We start from the raw sequence: 21,662 nt of genomic DNA, 5'->3' as shown, positions 1-21,662 counted from the left end.
CTGCGCTCGCAATGACGGAGTGTGTGGTTACGGCCTGCCCAGAATCGCGAGCACTTCCTTCGCCGCCCGCTCGCCGCTATCTCGCGCCCCATGCGCCGTCGTGAAAAAACTTGGCGATGTCGCCTCTCCCGCAAAGAACAGGCGGCCATCCACGGCTGTGGCCAGCACGGCGCGGTCCCCCGCATGGCCAGGCAGCGCGTGCGAATAGGAGCCTCGCGCAAACGGATCATGCGCCCAGCGCGACTCGTACAGCGGCTTCAGCTTTCCCCTGATGTCGTTGCCGAGAAGGATCGCGATCTCGTCGATGCTGTGCGCGGCGATGGCGCCGTCGCCGGCCTCTTCCAGCTGGCGTGCAAAACTGCCGCCGAAAAAGCCTTCGATGCAGGGCTGCCCAAACGGGCGGATGTGATAGGTCCCCATCTCGGTGCGCATGGTGGCGCCGCGCAGATTGCCTTCCTTCGGGAAGGCTTCGGCGTCGTCGAGCGCCAACGTCACCTTGTCGTCGACGCCGAGCGGCAGGCCGGCTGCGGCATCGATCTTCGCGGGCAGGGGAGGCGAAAAGCGGATCGCTTCGTCGGCGATCAGATTGGTCGACACGGTGACGATGACCTTGTCGGCGGTCAGCGTGCCCTGCGAGCTTTCGAGGCGGATGCGCTTGCCGGAATGATCGATCAGCGTGACGTTGCAATTGAGCGTCACCGGACAGTTTTCGCCATAGGCCGCAATCAGTGCGCCATAGCCGCGGCGGATGCGCCAGTTGAGGCCGGTGTCCTCATAGGCGTCCCAGTCGAGCGTCGACATATGCTTCAGTTCGCAGCCGTTGATGTAGGTCGAGATCGCGTCGATCATCGCATTCCAGCGATTGCCGGGCTCCAGGCTGCTGCTCGCGGGTTCGTCCTTGCCGGTCTGCGCGGCCTGCCAGAGACGCGCATAGAATGCGTCCATCGCGCGCATGAATTCGTCGCGCTCGGTTTGCGGAAAGGCATTGCCGAAGGCGCGCTCGCGCCAGGGCGGCAGGTCCTGGTTGATCTCGAAATCGAGTTGTTTGGCGATTGCGACGAAGGAGTTCTTGTCCGCCGAGTGCAGCCAGCCGCAGCCGACATCGAAGGTGACCTCCGGCGAGGCCTGCACGGTCCAGGCCCGGCCGCCGAGCCGGTCACGCGCCTCCAGCACCATCACGGACAGGCCGGAGTCGCGCAGCACATGCGCCGCACCGAGGCCGGCGGCGCCGGCGCCGATGATCGCGACATCGACGGAGGACGGTAGGGAGCTCATCAGCGGGCTCTAGCACGTTCGCTGGATGTGCTGAAGCCGCCGCATGCATAGCCGTCATCACCCGCCTTGTGCGCAATTGCGCACTGGAGCGGGTGATCCAGTATTCCAGAGACAGTCGTCAGGTACGGAGAAGCCGCGGCGTACCGGATGCCCCACCTTCGCGGGGCATGACAGTGTCGAGGCCGGTAGCTTACGCCACCGCTTCCTTGGACTTTTCCGCGCGCTTGCGCTCGTTCGGGTCGAGGTGCTTCTTGCGCAGCCGGATCGACTTCGGCGTGACCTCGACGAGCTCGTCGTCCTCGATATAGGCCAGCGCCTTTTCCAGGGTCATGCGGATCGGCGGGGTCAGGCGCACCGCTTCGTCCTTCGAGGTCGTGCGGATGTTGGTGAGCTGCTTGCCCTTGAGCACGTTGATCTCGAGATCGTTGTCGCGGGTGTGCTCGCCGACGATCATGCCCTTGTAGACCTTCCAGCCCGGCTCGATCATCATCGGGCCGCGGTCTTCCAGCTTGAACATGGCATAGGCGACAGCCTCGCCCTGGTCGTTGGAGATCAGCACCCCGTTGCGACGGCCCTGGATCTCGCCCTTGTACGGGGCGTAGCCGTGGAACAGGCGGTTCATGATCGCGGTACCGCGGGTGTCGGTGAGCAGTTCGCCCTGATAGCCGATCAGGCCGCGGGTCGGCGCGTAGAACACCAGCCGCAGGCGGTTGCCGCCGGACGGCTTCATCTCGATCAGCTCGGACTTGCGCTCGCTCATCTTCTGCACGACGACGCCGGAATGCTCCTCGTCGACGTCGATGACGACTTCCTCGATCGGCTCCATGGTGGCGCCGGTGGCCTCGTCCTTCTGAAGCACGACGCGCGGGCGCGACACCGAGAGCTCAAAACCCTCGCGGCGCATGGTCTCGATCAGGATCGCGAGCTGCAATTCGCCGCGGCCCGAGACTTCCATGGCGTCCTTGTCGGACGCTTCGACCACGCGCAGCGCGACGTTGCCTTCGGCCTCGCGCAGCAGACGGTCGCGGATCATGCGGCTCGTCACCTTGTCGCCTTCGGTGCCGGCGAGCGGGGAGTTGTTGACGATGAACGACATCGACACGGTCGGCGGGTCGATCGGCTGTGCCGGCAGCGGCACCTCGACGGTCGGATCGCAGAAGGTGTCGGCGACGGTGCCCTTGGTCAGGCCCGCGATGGCGACGATGTCGCCGGCTTCGGCTTCCTCGAGCGGCGTACGCTCCAGACCGCGGAACGCCAAGATCTTGGTGATGCGGCCGGTCTCGACCAGCTTGCCGTCGGCATTGAGCACCTTGACCGCCTGGTTCGGCTTGACCACGCCGGACGAGATGCGGCCGGTGATGATGCGGCCGAGATAGGGATTGGCTTCGAGGATGGTGCCGATCATCCGGAACGGACCCTCTTCGACCGTGGGCGGCGCGACGTGGCGCAGGATCAGGTCGAACAGCGGCTCCATGCCCTTGTCCTTGGGACCCTCGGGGGTTTCGGCCATCCAGCCTTGCTTGGCCGACCCGTACAGGATCGGGAAGTCGAGCTGCTCCTCGCTGGCGTCGAGCGCCGCGAACAGGTCGAACACCTCGTTGATGACTTCGGTCGGGCGCGCGTCGGGGCGGTCGACCTTGTTGATGACGACGATCGGCTTGAGGCCGACCTTGAGCGCCTTGGAAACCACGAATTTGGTCTGCGGCAGCGGGCCTTCGGCCGCGTCCACCAGCACAAGCGCGCCGTCCACCATGTTGAGGATGCGCTCGACCTCGCCGCCGAAATCGGCGTGGCCGGGGGTATCGACGATATTGACGCGGGTGTCCTTCCACTGCACCGAGGCCGCCTTGGCCAGAATGGTGATGCCGCGCTCACGCTCCAAATCGTTGGAGTCCATGGCGCGATCCGTCACCTTCTGGTTCTCGCGGAACGTGCCGGATTGCTGGAGGAGCTTGTCGACCAGGGTCGTCTTGCCGTGGTCGACGTGGGCGATGATGGCGACGTTACGAAGGTTCATGAGTGAGCTTCTTTGCGGTCGGACAATGGGTTAAGCGCGATCTCGCCGGTCAGACCGGGACCTGTTCACGGATAACGCTGGAAACGTGAAAAACGGGGGCCTGCTACGCCCAAAAAGGAAGCCCGGTCAGCTCGACCGGGCACCCTATGCGTTGCGGCGCAATATATGCAAAAAACCCCAAAAAACAATGCGTTCTTTCGCGATTGGTTGACTGAATTTTATCCGGGAATCCCCGGGGGTTAGGCGAAACCCTTGCTCAGACGTGCCGGCCCCTGATGGCGGCCCAGATCAGAGCGACGCCCCCAAGCCCCACCACCAGGCCCAGGAAGACCAGGGGCGAGACGTCGGAATCGATCTGGCCGCGGTCGGATATTTGAAATTCCGCCGAACAGGAGCGCGCAGAGGCGCGGCAGCAACATGATGATCCCGAAGATCGCTATCAGCGCGGTCAGGCAGCCGCTGCGCTGGTTCGGCGGGATAGTCCGGCGGCATCTTCTCCATGACGGAAGAGCGCGGCAGGCGCTAGCCGGCCTCGGTCTCCTCGCTCGGATAGACCCCGCGCAGCACCTCTTCGAAGTGCAGTTTGACGGCGTCGTTGCACAGGCAGGCGCGCAGGCGGAGGCCGTCACGGTTGCGAACCAGGATCGAGCCGCGCCGCGTCTCAAGCACGCCTTCCGCCTTGAACGACTGGAGCACGCGGCTGGCATAGCTGCGGCCGACGCCGAGCAAGGTCGCAAGCTGCTCATGCGTCAGCGGCACGCTGTTGTCATCGCCGGTCCGCTCCATCGCCGCCAGCATCCATTTGGCCGTACGCTGCTCGATCGAGTGGATGGCGTTGCAGGCGGTCGACTGGAAAACCTGCGCCAGCATACAGTCGGCGTAGCGGGCAAAGATGTTGTGCAGCGACGGCGAACGCCGCTTGGCCGCTTCCAGCTTGGCGACATTGATACGCGCAAACGGTCCGCCGAACTTCACGGAGATTCGGGTGTAGGCCGGCAGGAATCCCTCGCTGACAATGCCGCCGACCGCGCCTTCGCGGCCGACCAGAATGGTCTCGACGTCGCGGCCGTCCTCATTGGGGACGACGAAGGTCGCAAGCGAGGGTCCGCACGGGAAGTGCGCAATCTGGACGTCGTCGCCGGGGCTGTAGAGCAGCTCGTTTGCCGCAGCGGCGTCAACCGCGATATGCGGCGCGAGCAGCGTGTAGTCCGCGTGGCTCAGCCGCCGCAGCAGATTGTTTGCGGGGCGGCTGTCGAGCTCGGTTGTCTTGCCGGTGCGCGCGTCCATCGGGAACTCCCATCCTCCTCCCACAATAGCGAGTTCCGGCCATTTCCTGTGTGCACAAGTGGACAGACCAGAGAACGGCGATGTGGTGGGTTTCGTTCCGGGAACCCTCCGATGCGCTGGGCGCAGCATCGCGACGCGGCAGTCCTGGTCCGAGAAACACCGTGTTCCAAGATGCGATGATGGCACCCGCTTTTTCCGACGGCTCAGAGTGTCCTGCCGATGTCCTGATCGTCGAGGACGATCCGATCATTGCCATCGATTTCGAGGATCGCCTGCTCGGGTTTGGCGTGACGAGCGTGCGCACCGTGGGCTCAGTGGCGCAGGCGCTGGAGGCGATCGCGAGACGTCCGCCGGATTTCGCGCTGCTCGACGTCGAGTTGATCCGCGAGAAAAGCTTTGCGATCGCCGACCGTCTCGTCGCTCTGAAGATTCCGTTCGTGTTCGTGACCGGTTACGGCGCGGATGCGAGCATTCCTTCGGTCTTTGCAGCGCGCCCGCGTCTGCAAAAGCCGTGCTCCAGCGATGCGCTGGAGGCCGCGCTGCGGATGCGCCGCGCCTGACGGTGCGTCGGCTTCAGGCGAATTTCGGATCGAGCGTGGTCGACCACAGCGCGACGTCGGCGCGATCGCGCAGCGTCACGATCATCTGGCCGGAGCCGCCGTCGATCTTGACGTGACCGAAGAACTGCATGCCGGCCGACGGCGGCAGGTTCTGGTTGTCTTTTCCAGGGGCCTTGATGAAGCGCACGTCCGGACCAAAAGTGTTGTCGAGATCGTTCGGCCCGAACGTGCCCGCATGCAACGGCCCGGAGACGAATTCCCAAAACGGCTCGAAGTCTTGGAATTGCGCCTTGTTCGGATCGTAATAATGCGCGGCGGCGTAGTGCACGTCGGCGGTCAGCCACACCGTGTTGCGGATCGGCGCCATCTTGATGAAGCGCAGGAGGTCGGCGATTTCGAATTCGCGGCCGCGCACCGGACCGTCGCCTTGCGCAAAGGCTTCCGAGCCGCCCTTGGGCGTGTCGGGCACGACCAGGCTGAGCGGCATGTCGGAAGCGATCACCTTCCAGGTCGCGCGTGAATTGAGCAGGCCGCGCTTGAGCCATGCGATCTGGTCGGGGCCGAGGAAGTAGCTGGCCGGACCGTATTCGGTCTCGAGGTTGGCGCCGTTCGGACCGCGATAGCTGCGCTCGTCGAGCACGAACACGTCCAGATGCGGCCCGTAGGAGATCTGGCGATAGACCCGGCCCGGCTCGACGATGCTCTCCCGCATCGGATACATCTCGTGGAAGGCGCGGCCGGCGCGGGCCGCGAGCAGGCTGATGTCGCGCACCTTGTAGCTCGCCGGCAGCTCCTTCGACAGCGACCAGTTGTTGGTCACCTCGTGATCGTCCCACTGCACGAAGATCGGCACTTCGGCGTTGAAGGCGCGAACGTTGTCGTCGGTGAAATTGTACTTGTGCGCGGCGCGATACTCGTCGAGCGTCTCGGCGACCTTGGCTTTCTCGGGGATGGTGATGTTCTTCCAGGTCTTGCCGTCGGCGAGCTTCACCTCGGAGGGGATGACGCCGTCGGCGTAGATGGTGTCGCCGGAATGCAGGAAGAAATCCGGCCGATGCTTGCGCATGGCGGAGAACGACACCATGCCGCCGTCGTCGGGGTTGATGCCCCAGCCCTGGCCGGCGACATCGCCGCCCCAGACGAAGCTGACGTCGCGGCGGTCGGCGGGCGCAGTGCGGAAGCGGCCGGTCACCGGCTCGCCTTCGATTGCGGTGTGGGAGAGATCGCGGAAGCGGACGCGATAGAAGATGTCCTGGCTGCTGGGAAGATTCTCCACCAGCATTTTTGCCGTGAAGTCGCTCGCCGGCAGCGCCGCGATCGGCGGCAGCGCGCGGGCGTCCTTGAAGGAGTCCGTCGTCGCCACCTCGACCAGCATCTGCGAGGGGCGGTCCGCACGCGCCCAGATCACGCCGCCGTCGACGGTGACGTCGCCGGACTGCACCCCATGGGTCACGGCCGGCCGGTCGGCCGCGCGCGATAGATGAGGCATCGCGATCGCGCCGAGCGCACCGGCGCTGGTGGTCAGGAAACGGCGGCGGGAGAATTTGATCTTCATGGATGGCTCTCAATAGCGCGAGGGACGGCTGCCCGGGCGGTCGCCGAGATGACGTCAGACGCTATATTGAGGAAATGTGACGAAGCGATAACGCGTGCCAGCGCTTAAGCGTTGCTGGCCGCCCGGAATTGCGCGCCGGTGCGTTGCAGGTTCTGCGGCAGGCTGAACAGCACGGTTTTGCGATCGGCAACCGCGGCATGGAACTGATCGAGCACGATGTTGAAGGCGGTGAGCGCGCCCTCCTCGATCGCGCCGTGATCGAAGCAGCGCAACGTGTCGCGGAGGATCTCGTCGGCCTCGGCCTGCATCTGGTCGAGCTCCTCGGTCGTCTCGCTCTTGCGTGCGCCGGCGATCATGTCGAGCAGGCGTTCGCGCAGATGGCTGTTGGTGTTGCGTTCGTCCTTTTTCAGATAGCCCGCGAACCATGCGCCGATCGAGCCCATAGCCGAGAGTGCCATCAGGGTCCACCAGATGTAATCGCTGTACTTGTCGAGGAAGGTCTTTTCCTCACCGTCAACGAAGGCGGCCGCACCCGGATGCACGGGGATCACGGCATCCTTGTCGGTGTCGGGCGTTTCGATCTTGGCGGCGAGCGGGAATTCCGTCACCAATTGCTGGCGCACCGCGAACAGCTGGCGCGTGAACGCCGCGATGGTGGTTTCCGACACCCCTTTGCGCGCCACGATGTGATGCGAGAAGCTGATCGTCTTGACCTCGTCGTCCGGACGGTCGGGCGAGCCGCCATAAGTGCCCGCGGGAATCTCGGACGCCTCGTAGACAGGATGGTTCTGCGCGATCGCATCGGCGGAATCGATCGCGAGGAATGTCGGCGTGCCGCCGTCCTTGGCCGAGGCCGCAATCGCGTCCGCCGTGATCTTGCTGTTGACGGGGCCTGCGGCGAGATAGGCGTCGACCTTCTGGGTGCGGATCGCCTCGGCGACCTCGCTCGCCGGGAATTGCACGATCTCGACCTTGGCCGGATCGACGCCATATTGCTGGAGCACCACCTTGAGCAGGCCGACATTGGCCTGCGTGCGGCCGACCACGCCGACGCGATGGCCGGCGAGCTGCGCGATCTTGGTGATCTTGGCGCCCTTCTTCTTGCCCTTGCCGGGCACGGTCCACAGCACCGCGACGTTCTTGCGCAGGGTGGCAACCGCTTGCGCGTTTTTGGGCACGTCGAGATCGCCGCGGACGATGGCGAGATCGACTTTGCTCTCCGCGAGCGCATCGGCGCTGGCGGCGGCACCGTCCGTCTGGACGGGACGCAACCGCACATAGCCTTTGCTCTGCGCGAAAGCCTGCGTCAACGCCTGCACCACCTTGACGTCGTCGCTGTTGGCGGGGCCGACCGCGATCTTCAGCGTCACCGGCCGCATCGCAAAATAGTATCCGCCGACCAGCGCGCCGATGATCGCAAGCACCAGCGCCAGAGACACGAGTGCCGTCCTCCGCGCCGCGGATCGCGGCGAAGGCGGAGGGGGCGCTTCGGCCAGGTCCAATCCCCCGGTCATCGATCTCCCAAACAGGCGCTTCAGACTCAGTTTCATCTTGGCCGGCGATTTACGCCGGGAAGTGTAGCAAATTTCTTGTCCGGCGGGGTTACATCTCCGTCATGGTTAGCGGATCGACCAAATCCGGTATGAACCGGGGCGCCAGCACGGTGTTAGGGTAAAGTTCCCCTGAAGGACGGAGGCGATCATGGCAGAGCGGCTATCGGCAGAGGCACGCAAGCAGGCGCTGGGCGGCATCCCGGGCTGGACCGAGCTTCCGGGACGGGAGGCGATCGGGAAGACCTTCGTCTTCAAGGATTTCAACGAGGCCTTTGGCTTCATGACCCGCGCGGCGCTGGTGGCCGAAAAGATGGATCATCACCCCGAATGGCGCAATGTCTACAAGACGGTGGAGGTGGTTCTCTCGACCCATGATGCGGGCGGGCTCACCTCGCTCGATATCGAGCTTGCCAAGGCGATGAACGCCATGGCCAAGCTGACAGCAGGCTGACGTCTTGCAGGGGCGGACTGCATCCCCATCTTGTGCTCAGCATGGTGTGCGGCGATCCGCCGCTCCGGCTGAACGGAGTTTTGGAGATGGCCGCCGAGCACAGTGTCGGCTTCGAGCCGGCTGATCGGCTCGCCGAGGATCGTGAGGCCTGCGCCGCCGCTTCTGGCGCAAGCTGAAGCGTGTCGCCGCGCATCTGCCGTTCGCGGAAGACCTGCTCGCCGCCTATTACTGCGCCTTCGACAGGCAGACGCCGCGCCATGTCCAGGCCTCGCTGCTGGGCGCGATCGCCTATTTCATCCTGCCGTTCGACTTCATCCCGGACATGATGCCGATCCTCGGCTTCACCGATGACGCCGCGGTGCTCGCCACTGCCCTTCGCATGGTCGCCAGCCACATCACGACGGAGCATCGCGACGCCGCGCGTGCAGCGCTGAAGCGCGGGGTGGATGAGGCGGAAGTGGAAGTGCAGTAGCATTCGCTACGCGTTCCGTCGTCATTCCCCGCGAAGGCGGGGAATCCAGTACGCCGCGGCTTCTCGATTCAATCACTGACGTCAGGCGTACTGGATCGCCCGGTCAAGCCGGACGATGACATCGAGCGCGTGACCGGCAGCTATTTCTTCTGCGCCCGAACCTTCTCCGCGTCCCAGGCCTGGAACTATTTGAACAGCGTTTCCTTGTCCGTGTCGGACAATTTCGCCGCTGCGGGGCTTTGCTTCAGGAACGCCTCGAAGCGCTGCCGCGTCACCGGTTCGACATCGTGCCGCTCGAGCCATTGCTGTGCCACCGGCAATCTGTTCCAACCTGCCAAAGGCGCCGCGAGCGAGACCTCCTTCCACTTGGGATGGAAAGGCGGGTTCTGCAGCGTCGGGAATTTCGTGAAGAACGCGTCCACGAACAATTCAAGCTTGCGGTAGCGCTCGGTTTTAGGCGCCCAGTTGTAGGCAGCGAGCACCGCCGGCACCGCGATAGTGTCCACGCTCTCGCCCTCCTTGATGAGGTTCGGATAATCCTTGGCGGTCAGCGTTGCCGGCAGATAGTCGCTCTGGAGCGGCTTCGCATAATCCACGGTTGCGAGGTGGAAGCGGCCGTCATTGCCGAAGTTCGAAACGGACTTGTACGGTTTGCCGCCGACCACGATGACGGCGTCGATCTCGCCGGCCTTGAGTTTCTCCAGCGCAATGCGTTGCTCGACATAGACGAATTTCGCCTTGATCCCGAGCCGCTCGAACACGGTGAGTGCGGTGACGAAAGTGCCGCCGTTCGGCAGGTCGACGCTTACGGTTTTGCCTTCCAGATCCTTGAGCGTCGCGACCGATTTTGGCGCGATCACCTGCATCTCTTCGTTGTAGAGCTTGGTCACATAGGTGAACTGCTTCTTGATGTCCTTGGCAAAGCCTTTGCGTTCCAGATAGTCGAGCGTATCCGCGCGCACGATTCCGAGAACGACGCCTTGCAGGAACAGGATGTCGGCAACGCTCTGCACCGAGCCTCGACCGACGATTGGCAGCATGCGAAGCCTGTTGCCGTCGTCGAGCACCGAAGCGAGGTCGGCGCCGAATTGCACATAGGTGCCGCCGATCGTGCCGGTGATCAAGGTCACCGTGTTGGCGTTCAGCGACTGCTTGGTCGAGGTCGAGCCGAACTGGAAGATGGCTTTCAGGCTGTCCGAGACCTTGGCCGGATCATATTCGGTCTGCTCGGCGCGTGCCGCGAAGGCACAGATCGTCATGATGGCGGCAAGCGCCATTCTCAAAGCGTTACGCATGATATCCCCTAATGAGTTCTAGTTCTGAATCTGGGCGAGGCGTTGCCGCGCCTCCGCCGATCCGAGACCTGCGGCCTTTTGGTACCAGTCGCGCGCGGCGGTCGCGTCGGCAGCGATGCGCCTGGCGTCGCTGGTGCCCAATACGGCCGGGTCATAGGTCTGCCCCAGCAGAAATGCTGCCGTTGGATCCTGTGCATTGGCGGCGCGTTCGAGCAGCAGGCGGGCGGCGGCAATGTCGCCGACCGCCAACAGACCGTTCGCGCGCGCCATCAGGCCGGCCAGCGTGTCGGCATCGAGCGTCTTGGCAGGCGGAGGCTGTGCAGTGATTGGCGCGGGCGCCCGGGCTTGCAGCGCGGTCTGATAGGCAGACGCAATCGCTTCGCGGCTCGGCGTTGGTGCAGGGAGATCCTGCGCGTCAGCGCTCGCCAGCGTCGTGTTGCTCACGCGCGCCGGGTCCTGGCGCGTCTGCGGCGTGTCCGGCCCGTTGGCGGACGCCATGGCCTGGTCCAGTTCAGTACGCCTCGGACTGGTGGCATCGGCGGCGAACAGGCTCCCGAGACTGGGTTGAAACAGCGCAGCCAGAACTGCGAGCGTGGATGCGACCAGTATGGCCGCGAGAACACGCGGGACAATTCTCGACCCGGGACTCAACGCCCGCGCCGTATATTCGCTTGGGTCCGGCGCACCGAGCGGATCGGACAGGAACAGTGGAATTGGATCGTCCGGTGACAGTTCGACCCGTGCGGCGCGCGCACGGATATAGGACGCGACGGCCGGATGTGATGCAGCTTGATCGGAATCGAACGACCTCGATTCCCTGGACGGGCGGTACGCCGTCTCCATGGTGATGCTCCCCGTTAGTAACGCAACGCTGGGGCATCCCGGCTTCAGTCTTTTTGTTGTTGTCCAGAAATGCCCCGCAAACTGGAACGGGTAAATCGCTGTCTGAATCAGCCCAAAAAGCGTCAGCGGCTTGCGCGAATCGGGAGATATTTGGGTTTGATTGGGGCGACGTGGAGGAATCCACCGCAATCTTGGCGGCAATGGTTGATGGCGATCTACCGGGTGGCAGCGTGGACAATGCTTGTCCCGCGCTTGCTGTCATTCCGCGCGAAAGCGGGGAATCCAGTACGCCGCGGCTTCTCGATTCAATCACTGACGTCACGGAGTACTGGATCGCCCGGTCAAGCCGGGCAATGACAGTTTGAGCTTGTGGCGAGCGGCTGTAGCGACACACGCCACGCCGCGTCAGCTCACGGATGCAGGATCACCTTGCCCATGGCCTGACGTCCTGCGAGCACCTTCAGGGCGTCGGCAGTCTGCGCCAACGGGAAGGTGCGGTCGACATGCGAGGAGATTTTTCCTTCCGCCGTCCACCTCACGAGCTTCTCGAGATTGGCGCGGTTCTTGGCCGGGTTGAGCCTTGTCCAGGCCCCCCAGAACACGCCGCGGATGTCGCAGCCCTTCAGCAAGGCGAGGTTCAGCGGCATCTTCGGAATGTCGCCGGCGGCAAAGCCGATCACGAGGAAGCGGCCTTCCCAGGCGATCGAACGCAACGCCTGCTCGGCATACGTACCACCGACCGGATCGAAGATGATATCGACGCCCTTGCCGCCGGTGAGTTTTCGCAAGCCTTCCTTCAGGTCTTCCTTGGCGTAGTTCAGCGTCAGCTCGGCACCATGCGCTTTGGCGAATTCGAGCTTCTCGTCCGACGAGGCGCAGGCGATCACCTTCAAGCCCATCAGCTTGCCGAGTTCGCAGGCCGCCAGGCCTGTGCCGCCGGCCGCGCCCAGGACAGCGAGCGTCTCGCCCGGCTTCGGGCTCGCGCGGTCTTCCAGCGCATGCAGCGCGGTGCCGTAGATGATGATGATGCCCGCCGCGCGGTCGTAATCGAGATTGTCGGGAATCTTGACGATCGATGCCGCCGGCAAGGCGATCTTTTCGCGCGCGCCGTTATGGCCGCAGGAGGCGACCACGCGATCGCCGACCTTCACATCAGTGACGCCCGCGCCGACGCTCTCGATCACGCCGGCAACTTCGGCCGCCGGCGAGAACGGGAACGGCGGCTTGACCTGGTACTTGCCCTGAATCATCAGGATGTCGAAGAAGTTCAGCGCCGCGGCCTTGATCGCGATCACGGCTTCGCCGGGACCCGCCACCGGATCCGGTACCTCCGCGAGCACGAGATCGTCGGGCTGGCAATATTGCGAGCAGAGGATGGCTTTCATGGCGGCACCTGAGCGTTTCGAGGCAGAATTATAGTTGGCTGTTTCTGCCGGATTTAACGACGGGCGACAATCCGCTTTCTTTGTCCGAAATTGCATTCGGCCCTATCCTCGTCATTGCGAGCGAAGCGAAGCAAATCCAGACTATTTCCGCGGCACGGACTCTGGATTGCTTCGCTGCGCTCGCAATGACGGAAGAAGAAAAAGGGAGGATTCAAACGATGTTTGAAACAGGTCTGCTCAAGAGCAAGCGCATTCTCGTCACCGGCGGCGGCTCCGGTCTCGGCGCCGCGATGGGGCGCCGCTTCCTGTCGCTGGGTGCTGAGCTCATCATCTGCGGCCGCAAGCTCGACCGGCTGGAGACGACGGCCACGGAGATGCGCGCGCAGACCGGCGGCACGGTCACCACATTCGCCTGCGATGTCCGCGACGGAGCCGCAGTCGACGGCATGATGGATGCGATCTGGCGCGGGGCGCCGCTCGATATCCTCGTCAACAACGCTGCCGCCACCTTCATGGCGCAGAGCGAGCACCTATCGTTCCGCGCCGCCGATGCGATTCTGGCGCCGACGCTGCATGGCGCGATGTATTGCACGCTCGCCGCCGGCCGGCGCTGGATCGAGGGCAAGCATGGCGGCGTCGTGCTCTCGATCCTTTCGACCTCGACCATCACCGGCCGCGCCTTCACCGTTCCGTCCGCCATGGCGAAGTCGGCGGTGCTGGCCATGACCAAAAGCCTCGCGGTGGAATGGGGGCCGAAGGGCATCCGCACCGTGGCGATCGCGCCGGGTCCGTTCCCGACCGCGCGCATCCGGGCAGTTGCGTCCCGAGGGCCGCGATGAAAGTTGGACCGCGCGCAATCCACTTGGCCGCACCGGCGAGCACGGCGAGCTTGCCGATCTCGCCAGTTTCCTGGTTTCGGACCGCGCCGGCTACATCAATGGCGAGATGGTGGTGATCGACGGCGGCGCGCATTTGCGCAGTTCCGGCGCCGAGGACCTGTTGCACTGGACCGAGGCGCAATGGGCCGAGCAGCGCGCCGCGCGGTCCCGAGGCTAGCCGCTGCGCTCCTGCTAACTGCCTTCCCAAATTGGACTTTCCCGGCTATCCCTGACCTCCGGACAAAGCGCGGCCGGGCCATCTTCCAGTCACAATATTGAGGGAACCACTCCAGCATGTGGCGGGTGCTATCTTTAACTTTGATGATCGGCATGATGACGTGCGGGATCGCCAATCCCGCGCGGGCGCAGACGCCGCAACCGGCGCCAAAGGCGACACCGAAGCCGGCCGCCAAAACCGCTGCCAAGCCTGAGAGCAAACCGGCCGCTGTGCCCGCGACAGTTGCCGGCGGCGCAGAGCCGACGCTGATCGGCCAGTTCGGCACCTGGGGCGCCTATGCGGCGACGCCCAACGGCAAGAAGGTCTGCTTCGCGCTGGCCAAGCCCTCGTCGTCCAAGACCAATCCGCCGAACAGGCCGCGTGACCCGGCCTATGCCTTCGTCTCGACCCGGCCGGCCGAGAAGGTCACCAACGAGGTCTCGGTGATGATCGGCTACGCGCTGAAGCCGGGCTCGGAATCCTCGGTCGAGGTCGGCGGCGCCTCGTTCGCGATGTACACGCAGGGCGACGGTCTCTGGATCAAGAACGCGGCCGAGGAGGAGCGGATGGTCGAAGCCATGCGCAAATCCGCCGATCTCGTGGTCAAAGGGGTCTCGGCCAAGGGAACGGAGACGACCGACACCTTCTCGCTGAAGGGGCTCGCCCAGGCGCTGGACCGGATCGCGCAGGATTGTCGCCGTTAAGACTGCGGTCGATAAGGTCGCAATCGACAGGTCTGGTTGCTATATAGGGCGCGTACTAGACTTTCTCCCGTCATTCCGGGGCGCGCGAAGCGCGAACTATGGTGCGCAATTGCGCACCTGAGAATCTCGAGGTTCCGGGTCTGGTCCTTCGGACCATCCCGGAACGACCACCTAATCAGGTCCTTTCAATGCAACCGACGACCGAGCCGCGCAATGCAATACTGGTGGAGAAGACTCCACTCGAAGTCTATGTGCCGCCGGCAAAGCCGTCGCTCATCGGACTGTCGCGCAACGAGCTCGCCGATCGTCTCGGCGAGATCGGCGTGGCTCCGGCCCAGCGCAAGATGCGCGTGCAGCAGTTGTGGCACTGGATGTATTTCCGGGGGGCCCAGAATTTTGACAAGATGACCTCGGTCTCGAAGGGCATTCGCACCGATCTCGCCTTGCATTTCACCGTCGACCGGCCCGATGTCGTGGCCGAACAGATATCCAATGACGGCACGCGCAAATGGCTGCTGCGGCTGCCGAGCGGCGACAATGTCGAAAAGGCGCACGAAGTCGAGTGCGTCTACATTCCCGAGAACGATCGCGGCACATTGTGTGTTTCCTCTCAGGTCGGCTGCACCTTGAACTGCTCGTTCTGCCACACCGGGACCCAGCGCCTGGTGCGCAATCTCACCGCCGGCGAGATCGTCGGACAGGTGATGGTGGCGCGCGATCGCCTGAACGACTGGGCCGATCGCGAGGACGGCACGCGTCGGGTCACCAATATCGTGATGATGGGCATGGGCGAGCCGCTCTACAATTTCGAGGCGGTGCGCGATGCGCTGCTGATCGTCGGCGACAATGAAGGCATCGGCATTTCCCGCCGCCGCATTACGCTGTCGACCTCCGGCGTCGTGCCGAACATCGTGCGCGCCGGCGACGAGATCGGCGTGATGCTCGCGATCTCGCTGCATGCGGTGCGTGACGAGCTGCGCAACGAACTGGTGCCGCTCAACCGCAAATATCCGATCGCCGAATTGTTGCAGGCTTGCCGCGACTATCCCGGCGCGTCGAACGCGCGCCGCATCACCTTCGAATATGTGATGCTCAAGGGCGTCAACGATTCGCTCGAGGATGCGAAGCTGCTGGTCAAGCTGCTCAAGGGCATCCACGCCAAGATCAATTTGATCCCGTTCAATCCCTGGCCCGGCACGGCCTATGAATGTTCGGACTGGGACCAGATCGAAAAATTCTCCGAATACATCTTCAACGCCGGCTATTCCTCGCCGGTACGCACCCCGCGCGGCCGCGACATCCTCGCCGCCTGCGGTCAGCTCAAGTCGGAGACCGAGAAGCTCTCCGCAAGAGAACGCCAGGCGCTCCGCGCCATGGCGATGACGGATTAGCGATCATGTCAACGCTCTCGCCTCCCCGTCATTGCGAGCGAAGCGAAGCAATCCAGAGTCTTTCCGCAGAGGCAGACTGGATTGCTTCGCGGAGCCTGTCATCGGCCGCGCTTCGCGCGGACCCGGTGGTTCGCAATGACGGCGAGGGTGCCGTCATGTCCCTGATCGGCCGCCTCATCGTCATCTTCATCGGCTTTCTCGCCGCCTGTTTCGTCGGCGGCATGATCGTCGTGCTTGCGCTGCTGTTTCCGGAATTCGCCGATCTTGGCGCGGGTCCCGTCGATCAGGGCACGATCGACATCCTGCTCGGGTTCGGCTTCATCTTCGTCTCCGGTTTTGCGCTGGTGCCGGCGGCGGTGATCGTTGCGGTCACCGAGGCGCTCTATATTCGCAGCGCGCTCGCCTACGCCGTCGGCGGTGGCCTGGTCGGGCTTGCCTGTTATCTCGGTCTCGTTCCCTTTCACTCCGAGACACTGCAATTCGAGGGCGTCGTGCGGCGTCACCTGGAGATCATGACCGGCGCGGGCATCGTCGCCGGCGTGGTTTACTGGCTGATCGCCGGCCGCAACGCCGGTGCCTGGCGCCAGCCGCTGCCCCCGTGCCAGCCGCCTCCGCCGCTGCCGTCGCAGTCCCGGCCGGATGTGCGGTAGTCAGCACCGTCATTCCGGGGCGATGCGAAGCATCGAACCCGGAATCTCGAGATTCCGGGTCTGGTCCTTCGGACCATCCCGGAATGACCGCTGCGAGGGTTTTCATCCTCTCGTCACTCCGCTAAACCGCGCGCTATGAACCGGACCGGACTCTTCATTGCCCTGGCGCTGTGGCTCGTGATCGGCATCGTCTTCGGGCTCTATCCCGAACTCGACCTCAAGCTCGCCGCGCTGTTCTTCGATCCCCAGACCAAGACATTTCCGCTCAAGCTGAGCGATTGGGCCGGGTTCGCGCGAAATGTCGCGATGTGGGTTGCCTGGGTATTCGTGCTGCCGCCTCTGATCGCGCTCGTGGCCAAGATGGCCCGGCCCGATCGCCCGCTGATGGTGTCGGGGCGCGCGATCATCTTCCTGCTGGTCACCATCATTCTGTCGGCTGGCATCCTCACCAATCTCACCTTCAAGACCTATTGGGGCCGTCCGCGTCCGGTGGTGGTGACGGAGTTCGCCGGCGATCTGCAGTTCGTGCCGTGGTGGGATCCGCGCGGCGGCTGCGCGCGCAATTGCTCGTTCTTCTCGGGCGAGGGCGCGACCGCGTTCTGGACGCTGGCGCCGGCGGCGCTGGCGCCACCGGCATGGCGGCCCTTGGCTTACGTCGGTGCCGTGGTATTCGGCCTCGTCACCAGCGCCCTGCGGATGGCGTTCGGCGGTCACTTCTTCACCGATGTTTCGATCGCCGGCCTCGTCACCTTTGTCGTGATCTGGTTTGCCTATGCGCTAATCTATCGCTGGCCGCGAACGCGGTTTTCGGACGAGGCGGTCGATGCCGCCCTGACCCGGCTGAACATGCCCGCCTACCGCTTCCGCCAGCGCCTGTTCAGCCGCAAGCCAGGTCCCACAGCGTCGATTTGAGCCATTAAATGCGTGCTCAGCCCCGCGAAATTTGATAATCGCGCGGTCAAACCACACCCGCCATCCGCCCCTTCGTGACCCGATTGGAAGCCTCATGACCACGATCCTGAAAAGCCTGCCCAAGGGCGAGAAAGTCGGCATCGCGTTTTCGGGCGGTCTCGACACCAGCGCCGCACTGCTCTGGATGAAGCAGAAGGGCGCGCGCTGCTACGCCTATACCGCCCATCTCGGCCAGCCCGATGAAGCCGACTACAACGAGATCCCGCGCAAGGCGATGGAGTTCGGTGCGGAGAAAGCTCTGCTGGTCGATTGCCGCACGCAGCTCGTCCATGAAGGCATCGCCGCGATCCAGTCCGGCGCCTTCCACATCTCGACCGGCGGCCTCACCTATTTCAACACCACCCCATTGGGGCGCGCCGTCACCGGCACGATGCTGGTCGCCGCGATGAAGGAAGACGGCGTCAACATCTGGGGCGACGGCTCGACCTTCAAGGGCAACGACATCGAGCGTTTCTATCGCTACGGACTTTTGACCAATCCGGGCCTGCGCATCTACAAGCCCTGGCTCGACCAGCAGTTCATCGACGAGCTCGGCGGCCGCGCCGAGATGTCGGCGTTCATGACGGCCCAGGGATTCGCCTACAAGATGAGCGCCGAGAAGGCGTATTCGACCGACAGCAATCTGCTCGGCGCCACGCATGAAGCCAAGGACCTCGAAAGCCTCGACAGCGGCATCAAGATCGTCAACCCGATCATGGGCGTGCCGTTCTGGCGCGACGACTGCAGCGTCAAGGCCGAAAAGGTCGTGGTGCGTTTCGAGGAGGGCCAGCCCACGGCGCTGAACGGCCAGACCTTCAGCGATCCCGTCGCGCTGTTGCTCGAAGCCAATGCCATCGGTGGCCGTCATGGCCTCGGCATGAGCGACCAGATCGAGAACCGCATCATCGAGGCCAAGAGTCGCGGCATCTACGAGGCGCCCGGCATGGCGCTGCTGCACATCGCCTATGAGCGCCTCGTCACCGGCATCCACAACGAGGACACCATCGAGCAATACCGCATCAGCGGCATGCGCCTCGGCCGCCTGCTGTACCAGGGCCGCTGGTTCGATCCGCAAGCCTTGATGCTGCGCGAGACCGCGCAGCGCTGGGTCGCACGCGCCGTCACCGGCGAGGTCACGCTCGAACTGCGCCGCGGCAACGACTATTCGCTGCTGAACACGGAAAGCCCCAACCTGACCTATGCCCCGGAGCGGCTCAGCATGGAGAAGGTCGAGGACGCACCGTTCACGCCGGAGCATCGCATCGGCCAGCTCACCATGCGCAATCTCGACATCGCCGACACGCGCACCAAGCTGAAGCTCTACACCGACACGGGTCTGCTCTCGGGCAGCGAAGGCTCGCAGATTTTCAAGCTCGAGAGCGACAAGGATTGATTCCTTCGTAGCCCGGATGGAGCGCAGCGCAATCCGGGGCCTTGCGACTCGGAGAGACCCTCCCGGATTTCGCTGCGCTCCATCCGGGCTACGAAAGCAAGCATGACACGAACAAAAATGGCCGGGATCGCTCCCGGCCATTTTGCCTTTGTGGCTGTCGCCTCAGCGCGGCGGCACGGTGCCGGGCGGGGGCGGCGGCAGCGAGGCCTGCCCGCCGTTGAGCAGCGGGGTGATGCGGCGCACGGTGACGCGCCGGTTGATCCGGCTTGGCCCGTCCGTCTGCTCCTTCAGATACTGCCTGCCGTAGCCCTGCGACGTCAGGTTCTCCGCCGGCACACCGAATTGCTGCGTCAGCAATTCGGCCGCCGCCTGCGCACGGCGATCCGACAATGACAGATTGTCGACGTCGTTACCGGTCGCATCGGTGTGTCCCTCGATCAGGAACACTTCGCGCGGGTTGCGCTGGATCGCCCGGTTGAGGCCGTCGGCGATCGCTTGCAGCCGCGCCGCCTGGTCCTGCGGGATGGTCCACGATCCCGATCTGAAATTGATCGTGTTGACGTCGATGCTCGGCATCTGCATGCGAACATTGGGGCTGTAGCGGATCTCGTCGAGCGAGTAGCGCCGATCGATCCGCTGCACCGGCGGTGCCTCCATGGTCTCGTAGATCACGTCCGGCGACGCCTCCTGCGCGTCGACGATGTAGCGATCGTAGGGAATGCTGACGACCGGCGGCGGCACGTCAACATAGAAGCCGCCGACCGACCGCGGATCGCGGTAGCTGTTGTCGATGATGACGATCTCGCGCCCGCCGCGGTCTCTGCGGATTCGGCGCAGCAGCGAGCCGTCCGCACCGACGACGGTGATCACCTCGCTGCCGTCGGGACGGATCACGACGGTGCGGGTTTCGCCGCCGACAGTCTCGGTGCGGATGTCGCGGGCACCGTAGCGGAAGCGATAGAGATCGTTGCCGCGGACGTATTCCTGCCCGCCCGGGTCGCGGATGATGATGCGGTCCGGCTCGGTGTAGACGGTGCGGCCGCCTTCGACGACCTCGTGCCGCTGGTTGCGATAGTCGGCGATGGTCGCACCGATCACCGCGCCGGCCACTACGCCCGCGCCGAACGCGAGCGGCGTCAGGTCGCGCTGCGGCGGACGCGGCGGCGGCGGCAGGGGCGTGGTGGTCGTGGGCGCGGCGCGGAAAGCGGGCGTGACCGTCGGCGGAGGTATTGCGCCCTACCGGGCGGTGGCGCTGCGGCCGCCGTGCCAGACACGGCAGATGGCGCTGCGGCGCCGGCGGGGGAGTCGGCGGCCGCGGCGGCAGGCCCGCCTGCGGCGGCGCAGTCGGAGTTCCGGCAGCCGGCGCGCCGGCAGGAGGCGTTCCGCCCTGACGTCCGGGTAGGCCGCCGGGGGCCGGCGTCGCGCTCGGTGCAGGGGTTGCGCCGGGCGCAGGCGTCGCTGCCGGACCCGGACGTCCCGACGGCGCGGTCGGAGTGCCGGGGGCCGGGGTCGGTGCTGGGGTTGCGCTGGGCGCAGGCGTCGGTGCCGCACCCGGACGCCCTGACGGGGCGGTCGGAGTGCCGGCACCGGGCGTCGGCGTGGTCGCTGGCGCGGGCGTAGCGCCTGGAGCGGGCGATGATCCTGCTGCCGGAGGCTGGCCTGAACGACCGGGCGGGGATGAACCGGGGCGTCCCGCCGGTGGTGCGCCGGGCGTGCTGCCCGGAGCCGGCGTCGCGGTCGGCGCAGGCGTAGGTGCAGGTGTTGCGCTCGGGGCAGGCGTGGGCCGTCCCGCCGTCGGTGCTGCCGAGGGCGTTGCCGTCGGCGCAGGCGTGGGCCGTCCCGTTGGAGCCGGTGCTATCGGCGCGTGCTGCTGCGGAGCCGCTGCGGGAGGGGCCGGCGGCGGGGTCGGAGCCGGACGTGCCGCGGGTGGTGGCGGCGGCGGAGGGGGCGGAGCATGCTGCTGCGGTGCCGGGGCTGGAGGTGGCGGCGGCGGCTTCGGAGCGGCAGGGGGCGGCGGCGGCGGAGGAGGAGCTGGACGTGCCGCCGGCGGTGGCGGCGGCGGAGTTGGGCGCGCCGGCGCGGCAGCCGGCGGGGGCGGAGCTGGCGGGTGGGGCGGTGCTGCCACCGGCGGAGGTGTGGCCGGGCGCGCGGGCGCCGCTGGCGCTCCCTTCGGAGGCTGCTTCGGTTTTCCGTCAGGGCCCGTCTCTGGGCTCTGGGCCTGCGCAACCACGATCGGCGCTGCGCTTTGCGCATGCGATGCGGAGCCGGCGAATTGCATCGCGGTCAGAGCGGTCGTGGCGAGCAGCACGAAACGAAGATTGGTCATGATGGTGAACTTCCCCGGAAGGTTCTTTGACGAAGTGTTGGGATGAACAGCTACGCGTAGGGCCGCATTGTGGCGGGCGAAGAGGTCGCGGCCCGATTTATTTCTGCACGCAAATCACGTCACGCTGGCGACGTTCATTGCGCATTCAGAGGCAGGTTGCAATCGCCGGCCATGTGATCGTTCGCCTCACGCGCGATCCTGCGACGATTTCGCATCCGTCGCGGGATTGGGCGTGAGCGGCCCGCTCGGTCCGCGCGATGGATCTCCTCGGGCATGCGGCCCGGCAATTCATCGGGCGAGGGTGATTCGCCGGGCTCGCGCACCGGCGGCGTGATTTCAGGCGGCGGACCGCCGGGTGGGATTCCGGGTGGTGGCTCGGTGGGCGTGCCCGGTGTCGACGGCGGTATCTCAGGCGGTTCGATCGGCATCGGCATCATCGCGACCAGTTGTCCGGAGGAC

16 protein-coding genes and 4 pseudogenes are annotated in these 21,662 nt (G+C 65.0%); 9 read left to right on the top strand and 11 right to left on the bottom strand.

From position 1 onward, the window contains the following. Window positions 1–27 precede the first annotated feature (27 nt). From AB8Z38_RS22745 to AB8Z38_RS22730, 4 genes and pseudogenes are all read right to left on the bottom strand, one after another. Entirely contained in the window at window positions 28–1,275 is a 1,248-nt protein-coding gene (locus tag AB8Z38_RS22745; protein ID WP_369720031.1) for a flavin monoamine oxidase family protein, read from the bottom strand. 190 nt (window positions 1,276–1,465) lie between these two features. Then, window positions 1,466–3,292 carry a translational GTPase TypA gene (typA, locus tag AB8Z38_RS22740; protein WP_369720030.1) on the bottom strand — a complete coding sequence of 609 codons (1,827 nt, stop codon included), beginning with the start codon at window positions 3,290–3,292 and terminating at the stop codon, window positions 1,466–1,468. A 256-nt stretch (window positions 3,293–3,548) separates the two neighbouring features. Next, window positions 3,549–3,771 (bottom strand): annotated as a pseudogene (locus AB8Z38_RS22735) (hypothetical protein). A 43-nt stretch (window positions 3,772–3,814) separates the two neighbouring features. Then, a complete protein-coding gene (locus AB8Z38_RS22730; RefSeq protein ID WP_369720029.1) occupies window positions 3,815–4,579 on the bottom strand; it encodes a Crp/Fnr family transcriptional regulator in 765 nt (254 codons plus the stop codon). Between the two features lie 179 nt (window positions 4,580–4,758). On the opposite strand from AB8Z38_RS22730, the gene AB8Z38_RS22725 reads away from it, so the two are divergent. Beyond that, on the top strand, window positions 4,759–5,139 hold the full coding sequence (locus tag AB8Z38_RS22725; RefSeq protein WP_369720028.1) for a response regulator: 381 nt from the start codon (window positions 4,759–4,761) through the stop codon (window positions 5,137–5,139). Between the two features lie 13 nt (window positions 5,140–5,152). Here the strand turns inward: AB8Z38_RS22725 and AB8Z38_RS22720 are convergent, their stop codons facing one another. Together AB8Z38_RS22720 and AB8Z38_RS22715 are read right to left on the bottom strand one after the other, a co-directional pair. Continuing rightward, window positions 5,153–6,694 (bottom strand): alkaline phosphatase, encoded by a 1,542-nt coding sequence (locus tag AB8Z38_RS22720; protein WP_369720027.1) that lies wholly within the window; start codon window positions 6,692–6,694, stop codon window positions 5,153–5,155. Window positions 6,695–6,798: 104 nt separating this feature from the next. After that, on the bottom strand, window positions 6,799–8,244 hold the full coding sequence (locus AB8Z38_RS22715) for a TAXI family TRAP transporter solute-binding subunit (RefSeq protein WP_369720026.1): 1,446 nt from the start codon (window positions 8,242–8,244) through the stop codon (window positions 6,799–6,801). Window positions 8,245–8,395: 151 nt separating this feature from the next. Here AB8Z38_RS22715 and AB8Z38_RS22710 point away from each other — a divergent pair, with 151 nt between their 5' ends. Together AB8Z38_RS22710 and AB8Z38_RS22705 are read left to right on the top strand one after the other, a co-directional pair. Further along, window positions 8,396–8,698 carry a 4a-hydroxytetrahydrobiopterin dehydratase gene (locus tag AB8Z38_RS22710; protein WP_369720025.1) on the top strand — a complete coding sequence of 101 codons (303 nt, stop codon included), beginning with the start codon at window positions 8,396–8,398 and terminating at the stop codon, window positions 8,696–8,698. A gap of 86 nt (window positions 8,699–8,784) precedes the next feature. Then, window positions 8,785–9,170: pseudogene (locus AB8Z38_RS22705) on the top strand (YkvA family protein). A gap of 185 nt (window positions 9,171–9,355) precedes the next feature. Here AB8Z38_RS22705 and AB8Z38_RS22700 read toward each other — a convergent pair. The 3 genes from AB8Z38_RS22700 to AB8Z38_RS22690 form a co-directional block, all read right to left on the bottom strand. After that, window positions 9,356–10,465: a TAXI family TRAP transporter solute-binding subunit gene (locus AB8Z38_RS22700; protein ID WP_369720024.1), complete on the bottom strand. Its 1,110-nt coding sequence runs from the start codon at window positions 10,463–10,465 to the stop codon at window positions 9,356–9,358. Window positions 10,466–10,483: 18 nt separating this feature from the next. Continuing rightward, a complete protein-coding gene (locus AB8Z38_RS22695; RefSeq protein WP_369720023.1) occupies window positions 10,484–11,497 on the bottom strand; it encodes a hypothetical protein in 1,014 nt (337 codons plus the stop codon). Window positions 11,498–11,718: 221 nt separating this feature from the next. Continuing rightward, window positions 11,719–12,693, bottom strand: coding sequence for an NADPH:quinone oxidoreductase family protein (locus AB8Z38_RS22690; protein ID WP_369720022.1), 975 nt, complete (start codon window positions 12,691–12,693; stop codon window positions 11,719–11,721). 218 nt (window positions 12,694–12,911) lie between these two features. On the opposite strand from AB8Z38_RS22690, the pseudogene AB8Z38_RS22685 reads away from it, so the two are divergent. The 6 genes and pseudogenes from AB8Z38_RS22685 (at window position 12,912) to argG (ending at window position 18,877) form a co-directional block, all read left to right on the top strand. Continuing rightward, window positions 12,912–13,749, top strand: a pseudogene (locus AB8Z38_RS22685) (SDR family oxidoreductase). A 116-nt stretch (window positions 13,750–13,865) separates the two neighbouring features. Continuing rightward, window positions 13,866–14,492, top strand: a complete 627-nt coding sequence (locus AB8Z38_RS22680) for an invasion associated locus B family protein (protein ID WP_369720021.1) — start codon at window positions 13,866–13,868, stop codon at window positions 14,490–14,492. 188 nt (window positions 14,493–14,680) lie between these two features. After that, window positions 14,681–15,883: a 23S rRNA (adenine(2503)-C(2))-methyltransferase RlmN gene (gene rlmN / locus AB8Z38_RS22675; RefSeq protein ID WP_369720020.1), complete on the top strand. Its 1,203-nt coding sequence runs from the start codon at window positions 14,681–14,683 to the stop codon at window positions 15,881–15,883. Window positions 15,884–16,038: 155 nt separating this feature from the next. Further along, on the top strand, window positions 16,039–16,533 hold the full coding sequence (locus AB8Z38_RS22670; RefSeq protein ID WP_369720019.1) for a hypothetical protein: 495 nt from the start codon (window positions 16,039–16,041) through the stop codon (window positions 16,531–16,533). Window positions 16,534–16,668: 135 nt separating this feature from the next. After that, complete coding sequence (locus AB8Z38_RS22665) at window positions 16,669–17,445, top strand: phosphatase PAP2 family protein (protein WP_369720018.1); 777 nt, start codon at window positions 16,669–16,671, stop codon at window positions 17,443–17,445. Between the two features lie 94 nt (window positions 17,446–17,539). Continuing rightward, window positions 17,540–18,877 (top strand): argininosuccinate synthase, encoded by a 1,338-nt coding sequence (gene argG / locus AB8Z38_RS22660; RefSeq protein WP_369720017.1) that lies wholly within the window; start codon window positions 17,540–17,542, stop codon window positions 18,875–18,877. Between the two features lie 162 nt (window positions 18,878–19,039). Here argG and AB8Z38_RS22655 read toward each other — a convergent pair whose 3' ends face one another. Together AB8Z38_RS22655 and AB8Z38_RS22650 are read right to left on the bottom strand one after the other, a co-directional pair. Next, window positions 19,040–19,987 (bottom strand): OmpA family protein, encoded by a 948-nt coding sequence (locus tag AB8Z38_RS22655; protein WP_369720016.1) that lies wholly within the window; start codon window positions 19,985–19,987, stop codon window positions 19,040–19,042. Window positions 19,988–21,389: 1,402 nt separating this feature from the next. Continuing rightward, a pseudogene (locus AB8Z38_RS22650) lies at window positions 21,390–21,631 on the bottom strand (hypothetical protein). Between the last annotated feature and the right edge of the window lie 31 nt (window positions 21,632–21,662).

Source organism: Bradyrhizobium sp. LLZ17, from assembly GCF_041200145.1.
Taxonomy (GTDB): domain Bacteria; phylum Pseudomonadota; class Alphaproteobacteria; order Rhizobiales; family Xanthobacteraceae; genus Bradyrhizobium.
The sequence above is the reverse complement of the archived record's forward strand: the minus strand, read 5'-3'. Positions and strand labels throughout refer to the sequence as shown.

What these genes read in the sequence shown, in the direction of transcription:
- argG (WP_369720017.1), top strand. Translation starts at nt 17,540, where the DNA reads ATGACCACGATCCTGAAAAGCCTGCCCAAGGGCGAGAAAGTCGGCATC.
- AB8Z38_RS22730 (WP_369720029.1), bottom strand. Translation starts at nt 4,579, where the DNA reads ATGGACGCGCGCACCGGCAAGACAACCGAGCTCGACAGCCGCCCCGCA.
- AB8Z38_RS22670 (WP_369720019.1), top strand. Translation starts at nt 16,039, where the DNA reads ATGTCCCTGATCGGCCGCCTCATCGTCATCTTCATCGGCTTTCTCGCC.
- AB8Z38_RS22690 (WP_369720022.1), bottom strand. Translation starts at nt 12,693, where the DNA reads ATGAAAGCCATCCTCTGCTCGCAATATTGCCAGCCCGACGATCTCGTG.
- rlmN (WP_369720020.1), top strand. Translation starts at nt 14,681, where the DNA reads ATGCAACCGACGACCGAGCCGCGCAATGCAATACTGGTGGAGAAGACT.
- AB8Z38_RS22710 (WP_369720025.1), top strand. Translation starts at nt 8,396, where the DNA reads ATGGCAGAGCGGCTATCGGCAGAGGCACGCAAGCAGGCGCTGGGCGGC.
- AB8Z38_RS22680 (WP_369720021.1), top strand. Translation starts at nt 13,866, where the DNA reads ATGTGGCGGGTGCTATCTTTAACTTTGATGATCGGCATGATGACGTGC.
- AB8Z38_RS22720 (WP_369720027.1), bottom strand. Translation starts at nt 6,694, where the DNA reads ATGAAGATCAAATTCTCCCGCCGCCGTTTCCTGACCACCAGCGCCGGT.
- AB8Z38_RS22715 (WP_369720026.1), bottom strand. Translation starts at nt 8,244, where the DNA reads ATGAAACTGAGTCTGAAGCGCCTGTTTGGGAGATCGATGACCGGGGGA.
- typA (WP_369720030.1), bottom strand. Translation starts at nt 3,292, where the DNA reads ATGAACCTTCGTAACGTCGCCATCATCGCCCACGTCGACCACGGCAAG.
- AB8Z38_RS22665 (WP_369720018.1), top strand. Translation starts at nt 16,669, where the DNA reads ATGAACCGGACCGGACTCTTCATTGCCCTGGCGCTGTGGCTCGTGATC.
- AB8Z38_RS22745 (WP_369720031.1), bottom strand. Translation starts at nt 1,275, where the DNA reads ATGAGCTCCCTACCGTCCTCCGTCGATGTCGCGATCATCGGCGCCGGC.
- AB8Z38_RS22725 (WP_369720028.1), top strand. Translation starts at nt 4,759, where the DNA reads ATGGCACCCGCTTTTTCCGACGGCTCAGAGTGTCCTGCCGATGTCCTG.
- AB8Z38_RS22700 (WP_369720024.1), bottom strand. Translation starts at nt 10,465, where the DNA reads ATGCGTAACGCTTTGAGAATGGCGCTTGCCGCCATCATGACGATCTGT.